Origin of the sequence: Camelimonas fluminis, assembly GCF_014656355.1 — a bacterium.
Classification (GTDB): Bacteria; Pseudomonadota; Alphaproteobacteria; order Rhizobiales; family Beijerinckiaceae; genus Camelimonas; species Camelimonas fluminis.
The window spans coordinates 60,954-75,802 of sequence record NZ_BNCG01000001.1 but is presented as its reverse complement, the minus strand read 5'-3'; the positions used below and the strand labels follow the sequence as shown (position 1 = coordinate 75,802).

The window sequence follows — 14,849 nt, the reverse complement described above, 5'->3', positions numbered from 1 at the left end:
GCCACCGGCGCGGCCGGGGATACGGACGTCATTGATGGCCAGATGGGCGTCGCGACGCCCCGCAAATCCGCCAACCGCCAACCGCCAGTCGGTGCGCCCCACCAGTGCGCCGTCAGTGCGCCAGCAGCAAAGCCCGGTCGGTCTGGGTGATGACGTCGCGCGTCGTGCCGCCCATGAACCACTCCAGCCAGCGCGACTGGCCATAGCCGCCCATGACCATCAGGTTGGACCCCAGGCGCTCGCTTTCATCCAGCAGCGCCTCGGTGGCGACGCCGGCGTCGAGCTTCACCGGGTGAATGGCGACCTGTCCGGCGCTTTGGCTCACCTGACGACGCAGGTGCGCGGCCAGATCCTCGGCCGAACGGTCCGTCGCCTCATCCTCCTTGGTGAAGGCGTAGACGATATCGGTCTGGCGCGCGCTGGCGATCAGCGGCATGGCCTCGGCGACGGCGCGGGTCGCCTGCCGGCAGTCGCGCCAGCCGATCAGGACACGGTCGAACTTCTCCGGCGCGTGGGCGCCGGGCGGGGCCAGCAGCACGCCGCGTCCGCTCTCGGTCAGCACCGCCTCGACCAGGTCGCCCCAGTCCTGCTCGGCGTCGCCGCGATAGGGGCAGGTGGCGATGAACAGGTCGGCCCAGCGCGCCTGGCGGGCCGCCAGCCGGGCGAGCCCGGCCGGCCGGGCTTCAAGGCGGCGCACTTCATAGGGCACGCCATAGCCGGCCAGCCGTTCGTTGAGCGCTTTTTCGATATTGTCGCCTTCGCGCCGCACCTGGTCCTCGATGTCGGCCACCACGGAGACCGCCGCGGCGCCGGCCTCGATCGGCATCACCGTGGCGAACTCGGGCAGCGCGTTGGTGAACAGCCCGATCAGGCGCGTCACGCTGGGCGCGCCAATGCTGGCGATCACGGTCCGCGCATGTGCGAGCCGGACCTCATCCTCCGCCGAGCCATCAAGGTGCACCATCAGATCCATCATCGAACATCTCCCTGAGAGCCTGTCGCGGGCAACCATCACAGGAGCAGGCGCCCGCCCCCGGAACCGGGCGCCACGCGGCGCCGACCCGGCCCGCTCGCTCCGGACATTCCCCTGTTTCCGGTGCAGGACAGCACGCCGCGCGACGCGCGTGAAGCGCCTCTCTCAAAACATTTACGCCTTCCCGCAGAACCGTGCTATGCGGGCGTTGCCGCAATATCGGGGCCGCAACATTCCAGATGAGCATCATGTCCACTGATGGGGTCGCTGACGGCGAGGCGCCGGAGCTCAATCTTCAGTCATACCTGCCTTACCGCATGGCCGTGCTGTCGGAGGTCGTCGCCCAGGGGCTGGCCAGGCAGCACCTGGACCGGTTCAACCTCGCCATTCCCGAATGGCGGGTGCTGGCGACGCTGGGCGCCTTCTCGCCGCTCACCGCCAAGGCCATTGGCCAGCACAGCCGCATGCACAAGACCAAGGTGTCGCGCGCGGTGACGGCGCTGGAGGCCCGTGGCCTCGTGCGCGGCGAGGTCAGCCCGCACGACCGGCGCGAGATCAACCTGTGGCTGAGCGACGATGGCCAGGAGCTTTACCGGCAGATCGTGCCCCTCGCTCATGCTTACCAGGCCGAAATCGTCGCCGGCATCGATCCCCAGGACCTTGAGACCATGACGCGCACCATGGAGATCATTTTCCAGCGCGCAGACGCCTGATCCGCAGAAGCGGGCCCGGCCGCCGTCCCTGGAAAATTAGCGCTGCGCCTGTCTGACGTCATCACATCGCAGTTGATGTCGTAATGTTATTTCATTACACAACAACCGTGACCCGTATCCGTTGCCGGCCACGCAACGCCGGGTTCTGCCAATCCGGAGCAAAATCCGTTCGTCCTGAACCAGACGTTGCCCCATCCATCTGTGTTGACGTGTTTTCCTGACGCACAATGACATCCGCTAAAAAACGCGCTGACCCGCGCCTGCGGCGCAAGCCATCGCCGCTACTCTGACGGATCTTTGCGGGCGTTTTTGCGAGCGCTTATTGAGGGAGCCAGTCCATGCCCACGCATACCGGCCGCGCTGTCCGGTTAAACCGCAGAGCCGTGCTGACGGCGATGCTGGCGCTCGCCAGCGGCGCGCCCGCCGTCACCGGCGCATCGGTCGCCCGCGCCGATGCTGGCGCCGCCGGCAAGGTTCCCGTCGTCGCCAGCTTCTCCATACTCGCCGATCTGGCCCACCAGGTTGGCGGCGACCGGGTGGACGTCACCGCCCTGGTCGGCCCTGGCGGCGACGTGCATGTCTTTTCCCCGGCCCCGGCCGATGCGAAACGCATCGCCGCCGCCCGGCTGATCATCACCAACGGCCTCGCCCTTGAAGGCTGGCTGCCGCGCCTCATCAGCGCCTCGGGCGCGAAGGCGCCAGTCATTGTCGCGAGCAAGGGCGTCAACGCCGCCCACCTGGACGAGAAGGCCCCCGGCCACGTCCATGACGCCGCGCCAGACCATAACCATGGACACGACCATGGCGGCCTCGATCCGCACGCCTGGCAGGATGTGGCCAATGTCAAAATCTACGTGCGCAATATTCGCGACGGACTGATCGCCGCCGATCCGGCTGGCCGCGACGCCTATGAAAACAACGCCGCCGCTTATCTGGCCCGCCTGGATGAGCTGGACGCCGACATCCGTCGCCGCATGGCGGCGATCCCGGCCGACCACCGGCGCATCATCACCACCCATGACGCCTTCGGCTATTTCGGCCGCGCTTATGGTCTTGGCCTGATCGCGCCGCAGGGCCTTTCCACCGACACCGAAGCCTCCGCCGCCGACGTCGCCCGCGTGGTCCGCCAGATCCGCGCCGAAAAAGCCCCGGCGGTGTTCCTGGAAAACATCGCCGATCCGCGCCTGATGGCGCGCATCGCCCGGGAAACCGGCGTCAAAACCGGCGGCCAGCTCTACACCGATTCCCTGTCGCTCCCCGATGGCCCCGCCGCCAGCTATATCGACATGATGCGCAGCAATGTCGGAACCCTGGAGAAGGCGCTGGCGCCCTGAGCGAGCGACAGAGCTGTCAAGGCAAGACCTCCTCGACAATGGCGGAAATGCCTTTCCGGGCTGCCCGGTCGGCGGCGCGGCCAGCTTTTGGCGCACTGCCTGGCAAGGGCCAGACAGCGTCCAGAAGCTTCTCATCACCCTCCAGAATCCCGGCGACATGAGGCGCGTCAGCCGGCGCCATGTAGAGCCTGACGATATCCTGCCCCCGGACCGGCGCTTGGGTGAAACGAACTTCGCCAGCGGAAAAGACCGCCTCCGGGGGCTGTTTTAAACCAACCCATATCGCCGGCGCGTCGCGCGTATCGAAATCGAAGCGTAGCGCCTGCACCAGCCCGGAAGCGGCGTAGTCGTCGCAACTGACGACGAATGGCAGTCGGGTCTTCAGGTTTCCAGACGCTGTCAGACTGTCGGGAGGCCGGACCGGCGGCTCGAGAAACTGGTAAACGCGCTCGCTGTCGGCCGGGTCGAGAAAGCCCCACCTGCGCAGGCCTTCGAGCATGGGCGCATCGATGGCCATGAGGTACGCGCTGCCATCTTCCCGGAACCCCGCTTCATCTGCCCGGAGTGTCCGCCATTCATGCCGACGCGACGCCGATCCGGACGTCGCCTTCCCTGTGTAGCCCCTCATTGGCGCCTCCCTCGACGCCAGTGTTGGCGACGACGCCCGGTCGCGCCACCGAAAGCAAAGGTCGTGCGTCCGGAACCGGTCCGCCAGAGAGGAATGGCGTTATTCGCCCTCGATCTCCGCCCGCAGCATCTCCAGCTCCAGCCAGCGATCCTCGGCGGCGGCAAGCTGCTCCTGAAGCTGGCTGGCGGCGGCGGTGAACTTTTCGAACGCCGCCCGGTCCTTGGCATAGAGGTCCGGGTCGGCCAGCTTCCCCTGCACCACCTGCTGTTTCGCTTCCAGTTCGGCGATGGTTTTGGGCAACGTCTCAAGGGCGTGCTTGTCCTTGAAGCTCATGCGCTTCGCAGCGGCCTTTTCAGCCGGCTTTTCCGCCGGCTTCACGACAGCCTTGTCGACGCCTGGCTTCGACGCCGGTTTGGTGCTGGCGATATCGACGCCGCGCTGACGCAGCATGTCGCTGTAGCCGCCAGCATATTCCTGCCAGCGGCCATCGCCTTCCGGAACCAGCACGGCGTCGACGATGCGATCGAGGAAGTCACGGTCGTGGCTGATGAGGATCACCGTGCCGGAATAGGCGCCGAGCATCTCTTCCAGCACGTCCAGCGTCTCCAGGTCGAGATCATTGGTCGGCTCGTCCAGCACCAGCAGGTTCGAGGGCCGCGCCATGGCGAGGGCCAGCATCAGCCGCGCCCGCTCACCGCCGGAGAGCACCTTCACGGGCGTGCGCGCCATTTCCGGCGGAAACAGGAAATCCGCCATGTAAGAGACGACATGCCGGGGCTGGCCGCCGACAAAGACATTATCGCCGCGCCCGCCGGTCAGCGTTTCGGCCAGGGTGGCGTCGGGATCGAGCAGGGCCCGGCGCTGGTCCAGGGTCGCCAGCTCCAGATTGGCGCCGAGGCGGATCACGCCGCCGTCCGGCGCCAACGCCCCGGTGAGCAGGCTGATCAGCGTGGTCTTGCCGGCGCCATTGGGGCCGATGATTCCGAGCCTGTCGCCGCGCAGCAGCCGCAGCGACAGGTCGCGCACGATCATCCGTTCGCCAAAGCTCTTGCTGACGTTCTTCGCCTCGATCACCTGCTTGCCGGACAGTTCAGCCTCGGAGGCCGCCATGCTGACCTGGCTGGAGGCCTGGTTGACGGCGCTGCGGGCCTCGCGACGTTGCTGGCGCAACGCCGACAGTTCCCCCATGCGGCGCACATTGCGCTTGCGGCGCGCGGTGACGCCGTAGCGCACCCAGTGCTCCTCGGCGGCGATCTTGCGGTCAAGCTTCTGGGCGGCGACTTCTTCCTGCTCCAGCACCTCGTCGCGCCAGGCTTCAAAACGGTCGAAGCCGATATCGGCCCGGCGGGTCTGGCCGCGATCGAGCCAGACGATCGACTTGCCGAGCTTTTCCAGAAAACGCCGGTCGTGGCTGATCAGCACCAGCGCCGTGCGCAGGCCCGCCAGCTCCTGCTCCAGCCATTCGATGCTCGGCAGGTCGAGGTGGTTCGTCGGCTCATCGAGCAGCAGGATGTCCGGCTCCGGCGCCAGGGTGCGCGCCAGAGCGGCGCGGCGGGCCTCGCCGCCGGACAGGCTGGAGGGGTGCTCCTCACCGGTCAGGCCGAGCTTTTCCAGATACATGCTGGCGCGCCAGCTGTCGTCGCCCTCGGTCATCCCCTCCATCACCCACGACATCACCGTGTCATGGCCCGAGAGGTCCGGCTCCTGCGGCAGATAACGCAAGGTGGCGTCCGGCTGCAGGAACCGTTCGCCTGCGTCGGGCTCGATCAGGCCGGCGGCCACCTTGAGCATGGTCGACTTGCCGGAGCCGTTGCGGCCCACCAGCACCACCCGGTCGCCGCGCGCCACCGACAGCCCGGCGCCGTCCAGCAATTGCTGCGTGCCCAGACGCAGCCGCACGCCGGCGAGGGAAAGCAGCGGAGGAAGGGCCATCGAAACTACCTTGCGTATCTGCGGGTCAACCGGCGACGCCGGCCTGATAATCCTTGACGTCGGAGACGCGGATGTCCGGCCAGCGCTCCTGCTCATAGTTGAGCGAGAAGGCGGTGGTGGCCATGAACACCGGCTCACGGTCGAGATCCAGGGCGATCGACGAGGTATGGGCGTTGACGAATTTGTCGAGCTCGCCCGCCTTGTCGCTGGAAATCCAGCGGCAGATGGAGAAGCGCGTCGGCTCAAAATCGATCGGCAGGCCATATTCCGCCTGCAGCCGCTCCTTCAGCACGTCGAGCTGCAGGGCCCCGACCACGCCGACGATGGCGCCGGAGCCGTCGACCGGCTGGAACACCTGCACGACGCCTTCCTCGGCCATCTGCTGCAGGGCTTCCTTCAGCTTCTTGGCCTTCATCGGATCGGTGAGCTTGATGCGGCGCATGATTTCCGGCGCGAAGCTCGGCACGCCGCGGAACACCAGATCCTCGCCTTCAGTCAGGGTGTCGCCGATGCGCAAGGTGCCGTGGTTCGGAATGCCGACCACATCGCCAGCGAAGGCTTCCTCGGCGATCGACCGGTCCTGGGCGAAGAAGAACTGCGGCGCCGACAGGGTCATCGGCTTGCCGGTGCGGGCCAGCCGCGCCTTCATGCCGCGCGTCAGCCGACCGGAGCAAACGCGCATGAAGGCGATGCGGTCGCGGTGGTTGGGATCCATATTGGCCTGGATCTTGAACACGAAGCCGGTCATGCGCTTTTCAGTCGGCTCCACCATGCGGGTCGCCGCCTGCTGGCCGCGTGGCGGCGGCGCGAAGGCGGCCATGGCGTCGATCAGGTCGCGCACGCCGAAATTGCGCAGGGCCGAACCAAAGAACACCGGCGTCAAATGCCCCTGGCGGAAGGCGTCCAGGTCGAACGGCTCCAGCGCGGCTTCGGCCAGCGACAGCTCCTCGTGGAACGCCTCGCGCTCATGCTCCGGCAGCAGGCCAAGCAGCTTCGGATCGTCGGCGCCCGTGACGGTGAAGCCGGCGTCGTCCTTGTCCACCAGCCGCACGCGGCGGTTGCGCAGGTCATAGGTGCCGGCAAAGGACCGGCCGCTGCCGATCGGCCAGGTCACCGGCGAGGTGTCGAGGGCCAGCGTCTTCTCCACCTCGTCGAGCAGGTCGAACGGGTCGCGGGCCTCGCGGTCGAGCTTGTTGACGAAGGTGACGATCGGAATGTCGCGCAGGCGGCAGACCTCGAACAGCTTGCGCGTGCGCGCCTCGATGCCCTTGGCGGCGTCGATCACCATTACCGCGGCGTCCACCGCCGTCAGCGTGCGGTAGGTGTCTTCCGAGAAGTCCTCGTGGCCTGGCGTATCGAGCAGGTTGAAGACGTGATCGCCATATTCGAAGGTCATCACCGAGGTGACGACGGAAATGCCGCGCTCCTTCTCGATGCCCATCCAGTCCGAGCGCGTCGCCGCGCCGCCGCGCTTGGCCTTCACGGCCCCGGCGAGCTGAATCGCTCCGCCGAACAGCAGCAGCTTCTCGGTGAGCGTGGTCTTGCCCGCGTCCGGGTGGGAAATGATGGCGAAGGTCCGGCGGCGTTCGACCGCCTGCGCTTCCGGCGAGGTCTGGACGTTCATCAAAATGCGATCTGGCGGCGCGCGGCCGCCGGTTGGTTATCGGCTGGATATCTGGAGGGCGCTCTAGCAGGTTTCCGCGCCGGGGGCGAGACGCCGCCAAACGCGCGTCCCATGCCCGCCGGGACAAGACGGATCGCCCGGAACAGGCGCGCCGCCGGAAAACGCTCTATGGCTTGCGCCATTCCATCATCAGCAGCCACGGAGCGCGGCGATAGCGGGCGACGCGCGCGGCGTCCGGCCAGGCGGGATCGGGCTCCGGCTCGTCGAAGCAGGCGAGCGTCAGCCCCTGCCCCAGCAGCGTCTGCATGTAGCGCGACAGCGGCCGGTGCCAGTTGCGCACGCGGACGCCGGCCCACGCCACCCATTCGGCGCGGCTGTCGAGGTAGCCGTCAATTGCATAGCGCTGGGCCGCGCCCTCGCCCTCCCAGCCGCCGGCCGTCGAGAACGAATTGAGATTGGCGATCAGCAGGGCGCCGCCGGGGCGCAGCACCCGCGCCATTTCAGCGACCGCCTGCTCCATGCCATCGATATCAATCAGGCTGAGGTAGCTGACCGCAAGGTCGAAACTGGCGTCAGGGAAATCGAGCTGTTCGGCCCGGCCGACGCGATAGTCGCCGCCCGGATCGCGCGCCCGCGCCGTCTCCACCATCAGCGGGACCGGATCGACGCCCACGGCGCTGATCCCGGCGGCGCGCATCATCCGGCAGAAGCGCCCCTCGCCGCAGCCGACGTCGAGGGCATCGTCGTAGCCACCCGCCCGGACGCGGGCCAGCATCGGCGCATCCAGCACGGCATGGCGCGAGAAATCGTCGTCGATCCCGGCGATCCACGCCGGCGCCGATTCGCTCCACCCTTCACTCATGCGATTCCCGCCTTATGCGACCTGCTCGTCGACCGGCTCCAGGCGCGACGGCGTCTCGTAGTCAAACACCTGCATGTAGTGGGCGATGGCCTCCGGCGTTCCGGTGGCTTTCTGCAGGTTATCCGACAGCTTCACCGCCGGGCGGCCATTGGCCGAGGACACCTTGCACACCAGCGAAGCCGGGCGCAGATCGAGGTCCGGCCGGGTGGCGCAGCCCTCGAAATCATTGGTGAGGTTGGTGCCCCAGCCGAAGCTCATGCGCACGCGGCCATGGAAGTGATGGTAGGTCTTCGCGATGGAATCGACGTCAAGGGCGTCGGAGAACACCAGCAGCTTCTCGCGCGGGTCGCGGCCCTTCAGGCGCCACCAGGCGATGATCTCCTCGCCGCCCTCGATCGGCGGCTTGGAGTCCGGGCGGAAACCGGTCCAGTCGGCCACCCAGTCCGGGGCGTGCTTCAGGAAACTGGTGGTGCCAAAAGCGTCCGGCAGCACCACCAGCAGATTGCCGCCGTAATACTTCTTCCAGGATTCCAGCACCGTATAAGGCGCCATCAGCCGCGCCTCGTCGCTCTCGGCCAGCGCCGCCATCACCATCGGCAGCTCATGGGCGTTAGTGCCGATGGCCTCCAGGTCGGTTTCCATGGCGTGCAGCACATTGCTGGTGCCAAGCAGCGATTTGCCCAGCCCCTCCTTCAGCGCCTCAACGCACCAGCGCTGCCACAGGAAGCCGTGGCGCCGGCGGGTGCCGAAATCGGAGATGCGCAGATCAGGCAACTGCCGCAGGCGCTCCACCTTCTCCCACAGGCGCGCCTTGGCGCGGGCGTAGAGCACGTCGAGATCGAACCGCCCCATCCGGCGCATGGCGGCGCGGGAGCGCAGTTCGTTGACGATGGCCAGGGCCGGGATTTCCCACATGCTGGTGTGGGTCCAAAGACCGGTGAAATTCAGCACGAACTGCCCGTCCTCGCGGCGCAGTTCATATTCAGGCAACTGGAAATCCGCCAGCCAGGCCAGAAAGTCCGGCTCGAAGATCTGCTTGCGGCCATAGAAGGTGTTGCCAGCGAGCCAGATCATCTCCTTTTTGGAGAAGCGCAAGGTGCGGGCGTGGTCGAGCTGGTCGCGCAGCTCCTGCTCGTCGATGTCATCCGCCAGGCGGATGTCCTTCGAGCGGTTGATCAGGGTGAAATCGGCGCGCACTTCGCGGCGCAACCCCCAGATCATCTGGAGCATCAACAGCTTGTAGAAATCGGTGTCCAGCAGGCTGCGGACGATCGGGTCCAGCTTCCAGCTGTGGTCATACACACGTCGGGCGATATCGATATGCGCCATGACGGGATCTCCGCGACCGGGCTCCTGGCCCTGCGCCAATGTGACCAAAGGTTCAAAAGCTGGACGCCCTGCTTCCTGCCTGGCCTTCTGAACCGGCCCGCGCAAGACGCGCCGGTTTCGCCCTGCAACATCAGGGTCGCGCCCACAATGTCAAGGCGCTGACGTGTTTTTGGCGATGACGACGGCCGCGCGCGGCTTGCGCGCGCGGCGCTTCGCCCTATAGTCCGCGCGCGTATGGCCTGGCCGGAAAACTTCCGGGCGGGCGCACCCAGTTTCCCGGTTAACCCGCGGATCGCGTCAGCCCAAACCCTGCCCGGGCTATCCCCGTCAGGGCGTCGCGCATCCGGCATTTGCGATGGAAAGATCATGACGGCAAAGCGCGTCAACAAGGTTGTTCTGGCCTATTCGGGGGGGCTCGACACCTCGATCATCCTGAAGTGGCTGCAGACAACCTATGGCTGTGAGGTCATCACCTTCACTGCTGACCTCGGCCAGGGCGAGGAGCTGGAGCCGGCGCGCGAGAAGGCGCTGCTGCTCGGCATCAAGCCCGAGAACATCTACATTGAAGACCTGCGCGAGGAATTCGTGCGCGACTACGTCTTCCCGATGTTCCGCGCCAACGCCCAGTATGAAGGCGTTTATCTGCTCGGCACCTCCATCGCCCGCCCGCTGATCGCGAAGAAGCAGATCGAAATCGCCGAGAAGGTCGGCGCCGACGCCGTCTGCCACGGCGCCACCGGCAAGGGCAACGACCAGGTGCGCTTCGAGCTGGGTTATTACGCCCTGAAGCCCGACGTCACCGTCATCGCCCCATGGCGCGAGTGGGACCTGACCTCCCGCACCGCTTTGCTTGACTTCGCCGAGAAGCACCAGATCCCGATCGCCAAGGACAAGCGCGGCGAGGCCCCGTTCTCCGTCGACGCCAACCTGCTGCACTCGTCTTCCGAGGGCAAGGTGCTGGAAGACCCGAACGACGAGGTGCCGGACTACGTCTTCTCGCGCACCATCTCGCCGCTGCAGGCGCCTGACCAGCCGACGATCATCACCATCGCCTTCGAGAAGGGCGACGCCGTCGCCGTCGACGGCCAGAAGATGAGCCCCGCCACCCTGCTGGCCCACCTCAACAAGATCGGCCACGACAATGGCGTCGGCCGCCTCGACCTGGTCGAAAACCGCTTCGTCGGCATGAAGAGCCGCGGCATGTACGAGACCCCCGGCGGCACGATCCTGCTCGATGCGCACCGGGCCATCGAATCGATCACCCTCGACCGCGGCGCCGCTCACCTGAAGGATGAGCTGATGCCGAAATACGCCGAGCTGATCTACAACGGCTTCTGGTTCTCGCCCGAGCGCGAGATGCTGCAGGCGATGATCGACAAGAGCCAAGAGCTGGTCACCGGCGACGTCCGCCTGATGATCTACAAGGGCGGTGTCCACGTCATCGGCCGCCAGAGCCCCTATACGCTCTATGATCAGGAACTGGTGACCTTCGAGGAAGGCGCCGTGGCCTATGACCACCGCGACGCCGCCGGCTTCATCAAGCTCAACGCCCTGCGCCTGCGCACCCTGGCCCAGCGCAGGAAGAAGCTCGGCCTCTGAGGCCGGCGGCTTCAGACAGCGTCGACAAGGATGCGTCCGGGCGCGAAATCCGGACGCCTTGCGACGACCTGACAACGACTTGCCGGCGGCCAGAGCCGATTTTCGGCCGGGCGGAATCACATGAGCGATCCCGCCCGGACGCCAGACCCGTGTCGCCCCCAAAAGACGGAAGCGCGTGGTTTTTACGCGGAGCCAAGCCTCTATCGCGTGTAAAAACAACATGCTCCGGGGTTGCATCCTGAGCCGCCGGCTTGCATATGGGGGCATCAGCAAAATTGGCGCAGGTCCCACCGGGGACCCGGCGGTTGCCGTTGCATGGTCGCGTTCAGCCTGAATGAATCGGCCAGTCGAACAGGCGTTGTCCGTTCGCTCCCAGCCGAGATTGCGCTGAAACACAGTCAGGCGCCCATATATGTCACTTCGCAATATCGCGATTATCGCGCACGTCGACCATGGCAAGACCACGCTGGTCGACAAGATGCTGCAGCAGTCCGGCTCGTTCCGTGAGAACCAGCGCGTCGCCGAACGCGTCATGGATTCCGGCGACATCGAGAAAGAACGCGGCATCACCATCCTGGCCAAGGCGACGTCGGTCGTCTGGAAGGACACCCGCATCAACATCGTCGACACCCCCGGCCACGCCGACTTCGGCGGCGAGGTGGAGCGCATCCTGTCGATGGTCGACGGCGTGATCGTGCTGGTCGACTCGGCTGAAGGCCCGATGCCGCAGACCAAATTCGTGGTCGGCAAGGCCCTGAAGATCGGCCTGAAGCCCATCGTCGCCATCAACAAGATCGACCGTCCCGATGGCCGCGCCAACGAGGTCATCAACGAAGTGTTCGACCTGTTCGCGGCGCTCGACGCCACCGACGAGCAGCTCGACTTCCCGATCCTTTACGGCTCCGGCCGCGACGGCTGGATGGCCGAGACGCCTGAGGGTCCGAGCGACCAGGGGCTGGCGCCGCTGTTCGACCTGGTGCTCAAGCACGTGCCTGAAGCGAAGGTTGAGCCTGGCGCGTTCCGCATGCTCGGCACCCTGCTCGAAGCCAACCCGTTCCTCGGCCGCATCATCACCGGACGCATCGCCTCCGGCACGGTGAAGCCAAACCAGACCATCAAGGTCATCGACCGTCACGGCAATCTGGTTGAGAATGGCCGCGTGTCGAAGATCCTGGCCTTCCGCGGCATCGAACGCCAGCCGATTGAAGCTGGCGAGGCCGGCGACATTGTCTCCATCGCCGGCCTGGTCAAGGGCTCGGTGGCTGACACCTTCTGCGACCCGTCGGTGACGGAAGCCATCCAGGCCCAGCCGATTGATCCGCCGACCGTGACCATGTCGTTCCTGGTGAACGACAGCCCGCTGGCTGGCACCGAAGGCGACAAGGTCACCAGCCGCATGATCCGCGACCGCCTGTACAAGGAGGCCGAGGGCAATGTGACGCTGAAGATCGAGGAATCCGCCGACAAGGACAGCTTCTTCGTCTCGGGCCGCGGCGAACTGCAGCTGTCGATCCTGATCGAGACCATGCGTCGCGAGGGCTTCGAGCTGGCCGTGTCGCGTCCGCGCGTGGTGTTCAAGCAGGACGACGACGGCAACACGCTGGAGCCGATGGAAGAGGTCGTCATCGACGTCGATGAGGAATATTCCGGCACCGTCGTGCAGAAGATGTCGGAGCGCAAGGCCGACATGATCGAGATGAAGCCGTCGGGCGGCAACCGCCTGCGTCTGGTGTTCCACGCCCCGACCCGCGGCCTCATCGGCTACCAGTCAGAACTGCTGACCGACACGCGCGGCACGGCGATCATGAACCGCCTGTTCCACGGCTACGAGCCCTACAAGGGCGAACTGGCCGGCCGCAACAACGGCGTGCTGATCGCCAACGAGCAGGGCGAGTCGGTGGCTTACGCCCTCTGGAACCTGGAAGATCGCGGCCCGATGATCATCGACGCCGGCGTCAAGGTCTACCAGGGCATGCTCGTGGGCATCCACAACCGCGACAACGATCTTGAGGTCAATGTTCTCAAGGGCAAGAAGCTCACCAACATCCGCACCACGTCGAAGGACGAGGCCGTCAAGCTGACGCCGCCGATCCGCATGACGCTGGAGCGTTCGCTGGCCTGGATCCAGGACGACGAACTGATGGAAGTGACGCCGAAGTCCATCCGCCTGCGCAAGCGTTACCTCGACCCGAACGAGCGCAAGCGCATGAAGAACGCCAAGGAAGGCTGAGGCCCTCCAGCAACGCAGCTGCAACAGGAAACGCCCGGCCCCGCGCCGGGCGTTTTCATTTTTGCGCCATGAGCGCCGCCGCTGTCTTGCCCCCGGGGGGGTTCCTGGAATTTGCCCAGGGGACTCGCCAGAATGCTGCCCGGGCGCCCCGGATTTTATGTAAACCTATTGACTTGATTGGATAATTTTTCCTCCCGGCATTCGCCAGAAGGCGAGTACACTTGTGCGTGAGGTCAAACTAACGTGGTGAGCGCAGGTGCGACAACGGACGCGCCATCTTCTGGAGGAAGACGCATGAGCAGATCAAGGATGCCGGCATGGGCCGCGTTCGCGCTCGCCGCGACGCTCGCCACGCCAGCCCTTCTGGCTACGCCCGCCCTGGCGGAGAAGAAATACGACCAGGGCGCCTCGGACACCGAAATCAAGATCGGGCAGACCACGCCGCTGAGCGGTCCCGCCTCTGCTTATGGCGGCATTGGCCGCGTCCAGGCCGCCTACATCCGCATGCTGAACGAGAAGGGCGGGATCAACGGCCGCAAGATCAACTTCATCCAGTACGATGACGCCTACAACCCGCCCAAGGCGGTGGAGCAGGTGCGCAAGCTGGTGGAGAGCGATGGCGTTCTGAGCACCTTCCAGATCATCGGCACCCCGTCGAACGCCGCCGTGCAGAAGTATCTGAACGACAAGAAGGTGCCGCAACTGCTGGCGTCGACCGGCGCGACGAGGTTCACCGACCCGAAGAACTTCCCGTGGACGCTGGCCTACAATCCCAACTACCAGTCGGAAGCCCACATCTACGCCAAGTACATCCTGAAGAACCACCCCAACGCCAAGATTGGCATCCTCTACCAGAACGACGACCTTGGGAAAGACTATGTGAAGGGCCTGAAGGACGCCTTGGGCGACAAGGCGAAATCCATGATCGTCGCCGAAGCGTCCTACGAGCTGAGCGACCCGACGATCGACGCCCAGATGGTCAAGCTGAAGGCCTCTGGCGCCGACCTGTTCTACAACATGTCGACCCCGCGTTTCGGCGCCCAGGCCATCAAGAAGGCCGCCGAGATGGGCTGGAAGCCGGTGCACATCCTCGACATCAACGCCACCCCGGTGAGCCAGACGCTGGTGCCGGCCGGGCTGGAGAACTCGAAGGACATCATCTCGGTCAACTACGGCAAGGATCCGCTGGATCCGCAGTGGGCCAACGATCCGGGCATGAAGCGCTACAAGGAGTTCATGGCCAAATACGCCCCCAATGAGGATCGCGACAGCGGCATCGCCACCTATGGCTACTCCACCGCCCAGTTCCTGGAGCAGATCCTGAAGCAGGCCGGCGATGACCTCACCCGCGCCAACCTCATGAAACAGGCCACAAATATCAAGAACTTCACGCCGGACCTTGCGTTGCCGGGCATGAGCGTCGAGACCACGGACGACTACAAGATCAACAAGCAGTTCCAGATGATGCGCTTCGACGGCAAGCGCTGGGTGCTGTTTGGACCAATCGTGACCGACGACTACAAGCCGGCTCACTGACGTCGCTCCGGAGCCAGCAACGCGCAAGGCGCGCCGTCAATGACGGCGCGCCTTTTGTTGTCCCGGCCCCTGTTGCCCGCGCGGCGGCG

The 14,849-nt window shown here is 65.7% G+C and carries 11 protein-coding genes; 5 read left to right on the top strand and 6 right to left on the bottom strand.

The features are described from left to right. Window positions 1–112: 112 nt before the first annotated feature. A complete protein-coding gene (locus IE243_RS00380) occupies window positions 113–976 on the bottom strand; it encodes a universal stress protein (protein WP_191317378.1) in 864 nt (287 codons plus the stop codon). Between the two features lie 245 nt (window positions 977–1,221). Here IE243_RS00380 and IE243_RS00375 point away from each other — a divergent pair, with 245 nt between their 5' ends. After that, a complete protein-coding gene (locus IE243_RS00375) occupies window positions 1,222–1,686 on the top strand; it encodes a MarR family winged helix-turn-helix transcriptional regulator (RefSeq protein ID WP_191317377.1) in 465 nt (154 codons plus the stop codon). Between the two features lie 338 nt (window positions 1,687–2,024). After that, complete coding sequence (locus tag IE243_RS00370) at window positions 2,025–3,020, top strand: metal ABC transporter substrate-binding protein (RefSeq protein WP_244642549.1); 996 nt, start codon at window positions 2,025–2,027, stop codon at window positions 3,018–3,020. A gap of 16 nt (window positions 3,021–3,036) precedes the next feature. On the opposite strand, the gene IE243_RS00365 is transcribed toward IE243_RS00370, so the two are convergent. From IE243_RS00365 to pncB, 5 genes are all read right to left on the bottom strand, one after another. Continuing rightward, window positions 3,037–3,648, bottom strand: a complete 612-nt coding sequence (locus tag IE243_RS00365; RefSeq protein ID WP_191317376.1) for a hypothetical protein — start codon at window positions 3,646–3,648, stop codon at window positions 3,037–3,039. Window positions 3,649–3,747: 99 nt separating this feature from the next. Next, complete coding sequence (locus tag IE243_RS00360) at window positions 3,748–5,580, bottom strand: ABC-F family ATP-binding cassette domain-containing protein (protein WP_191317375.1); 1,833 nt, start codon at window positions 5,578–5,580, stop codon at window positions 3,748–3,750. 25 nt (window positions 5,581–5,605) lie between these two features. Then, a complete protein-coding gene (locus tag IE243_RS00355) occupies window positions 5,606–7,204 on the bottom strand; it encodes a peptide chain release factor 3 (RefSeq protein WP_191317374.1) in 1,599 nt (532 codons plus the stop codon). A 166-nt stretch (window positions 7,205–7,370) separates the two neighbouring features. Further along, entirely contained in the window at window positions 7,371–8,066 is a 696-nt protein-coding gene (locus IE243_RS00350; RefSeq protein ID WP_191317373.1) for a class I SAM-dependent methyltransferase, read from the bottom strand. A gap of 12 nt (window positions 8,067–8,078) precedes the next feature. Further along, entirely contained in the window at window positions 8,079–9,395 is a 1,317-nt protein-coding gene (gene pncB / locus IE243_RS00345; protein WP_191317372.1) for a nicotinate phosphoribosyltransferase, read from the bottom strand. Between the two features lie 366 nt (window positions 9,396–9,761). Between pncB and IE243_RS00340 the strand changes: the two genes are divergently transcribed. The 3 genes from IE243_RS00340 to IE243_RS00330 all read left to right on the top strand — a co-directional run bounded on the left by IE243_RS00340 (window position 9,762) and on the right by IE243_RS00330 (window position 14,760). Next, entirely contained in the window at window positions 9,762–10,994 is a 1,233-nt protein-coding gene (locus tag IE243_RS00340; protein ID WP_191317371.1) for an argininosuccinate synthase, read from the top strand. Between the two features lie 412 nt (window positions 10,995–11,406). Continuing rightward, a complete protein-coding gene (gene typA / locus IE243_RS00335) occupies window positions 11,407–13,224 on the top strand; it encodes a translational GTPase TypA (RefSeq protein ID WP_191317370.1) in 1,818 nt (605 codons plus the stop codon). A gap of 294 nt (window positions 13,225–13,518) precedes the next feature. Further along, window positions 13,519–14,760, top strand: coding sequence for an ABC transporter substrate-binding protein (locus tag IE243_RS00330; RefSeq protein WP_244642547.1), 1,242 nt, complete (start codon window positions 13,519–13,521; stop codon window positions 14,758–14,760). The last annotated feature ends 89 nt before the right edge of the window (window positions 14,761–14,849 follow it).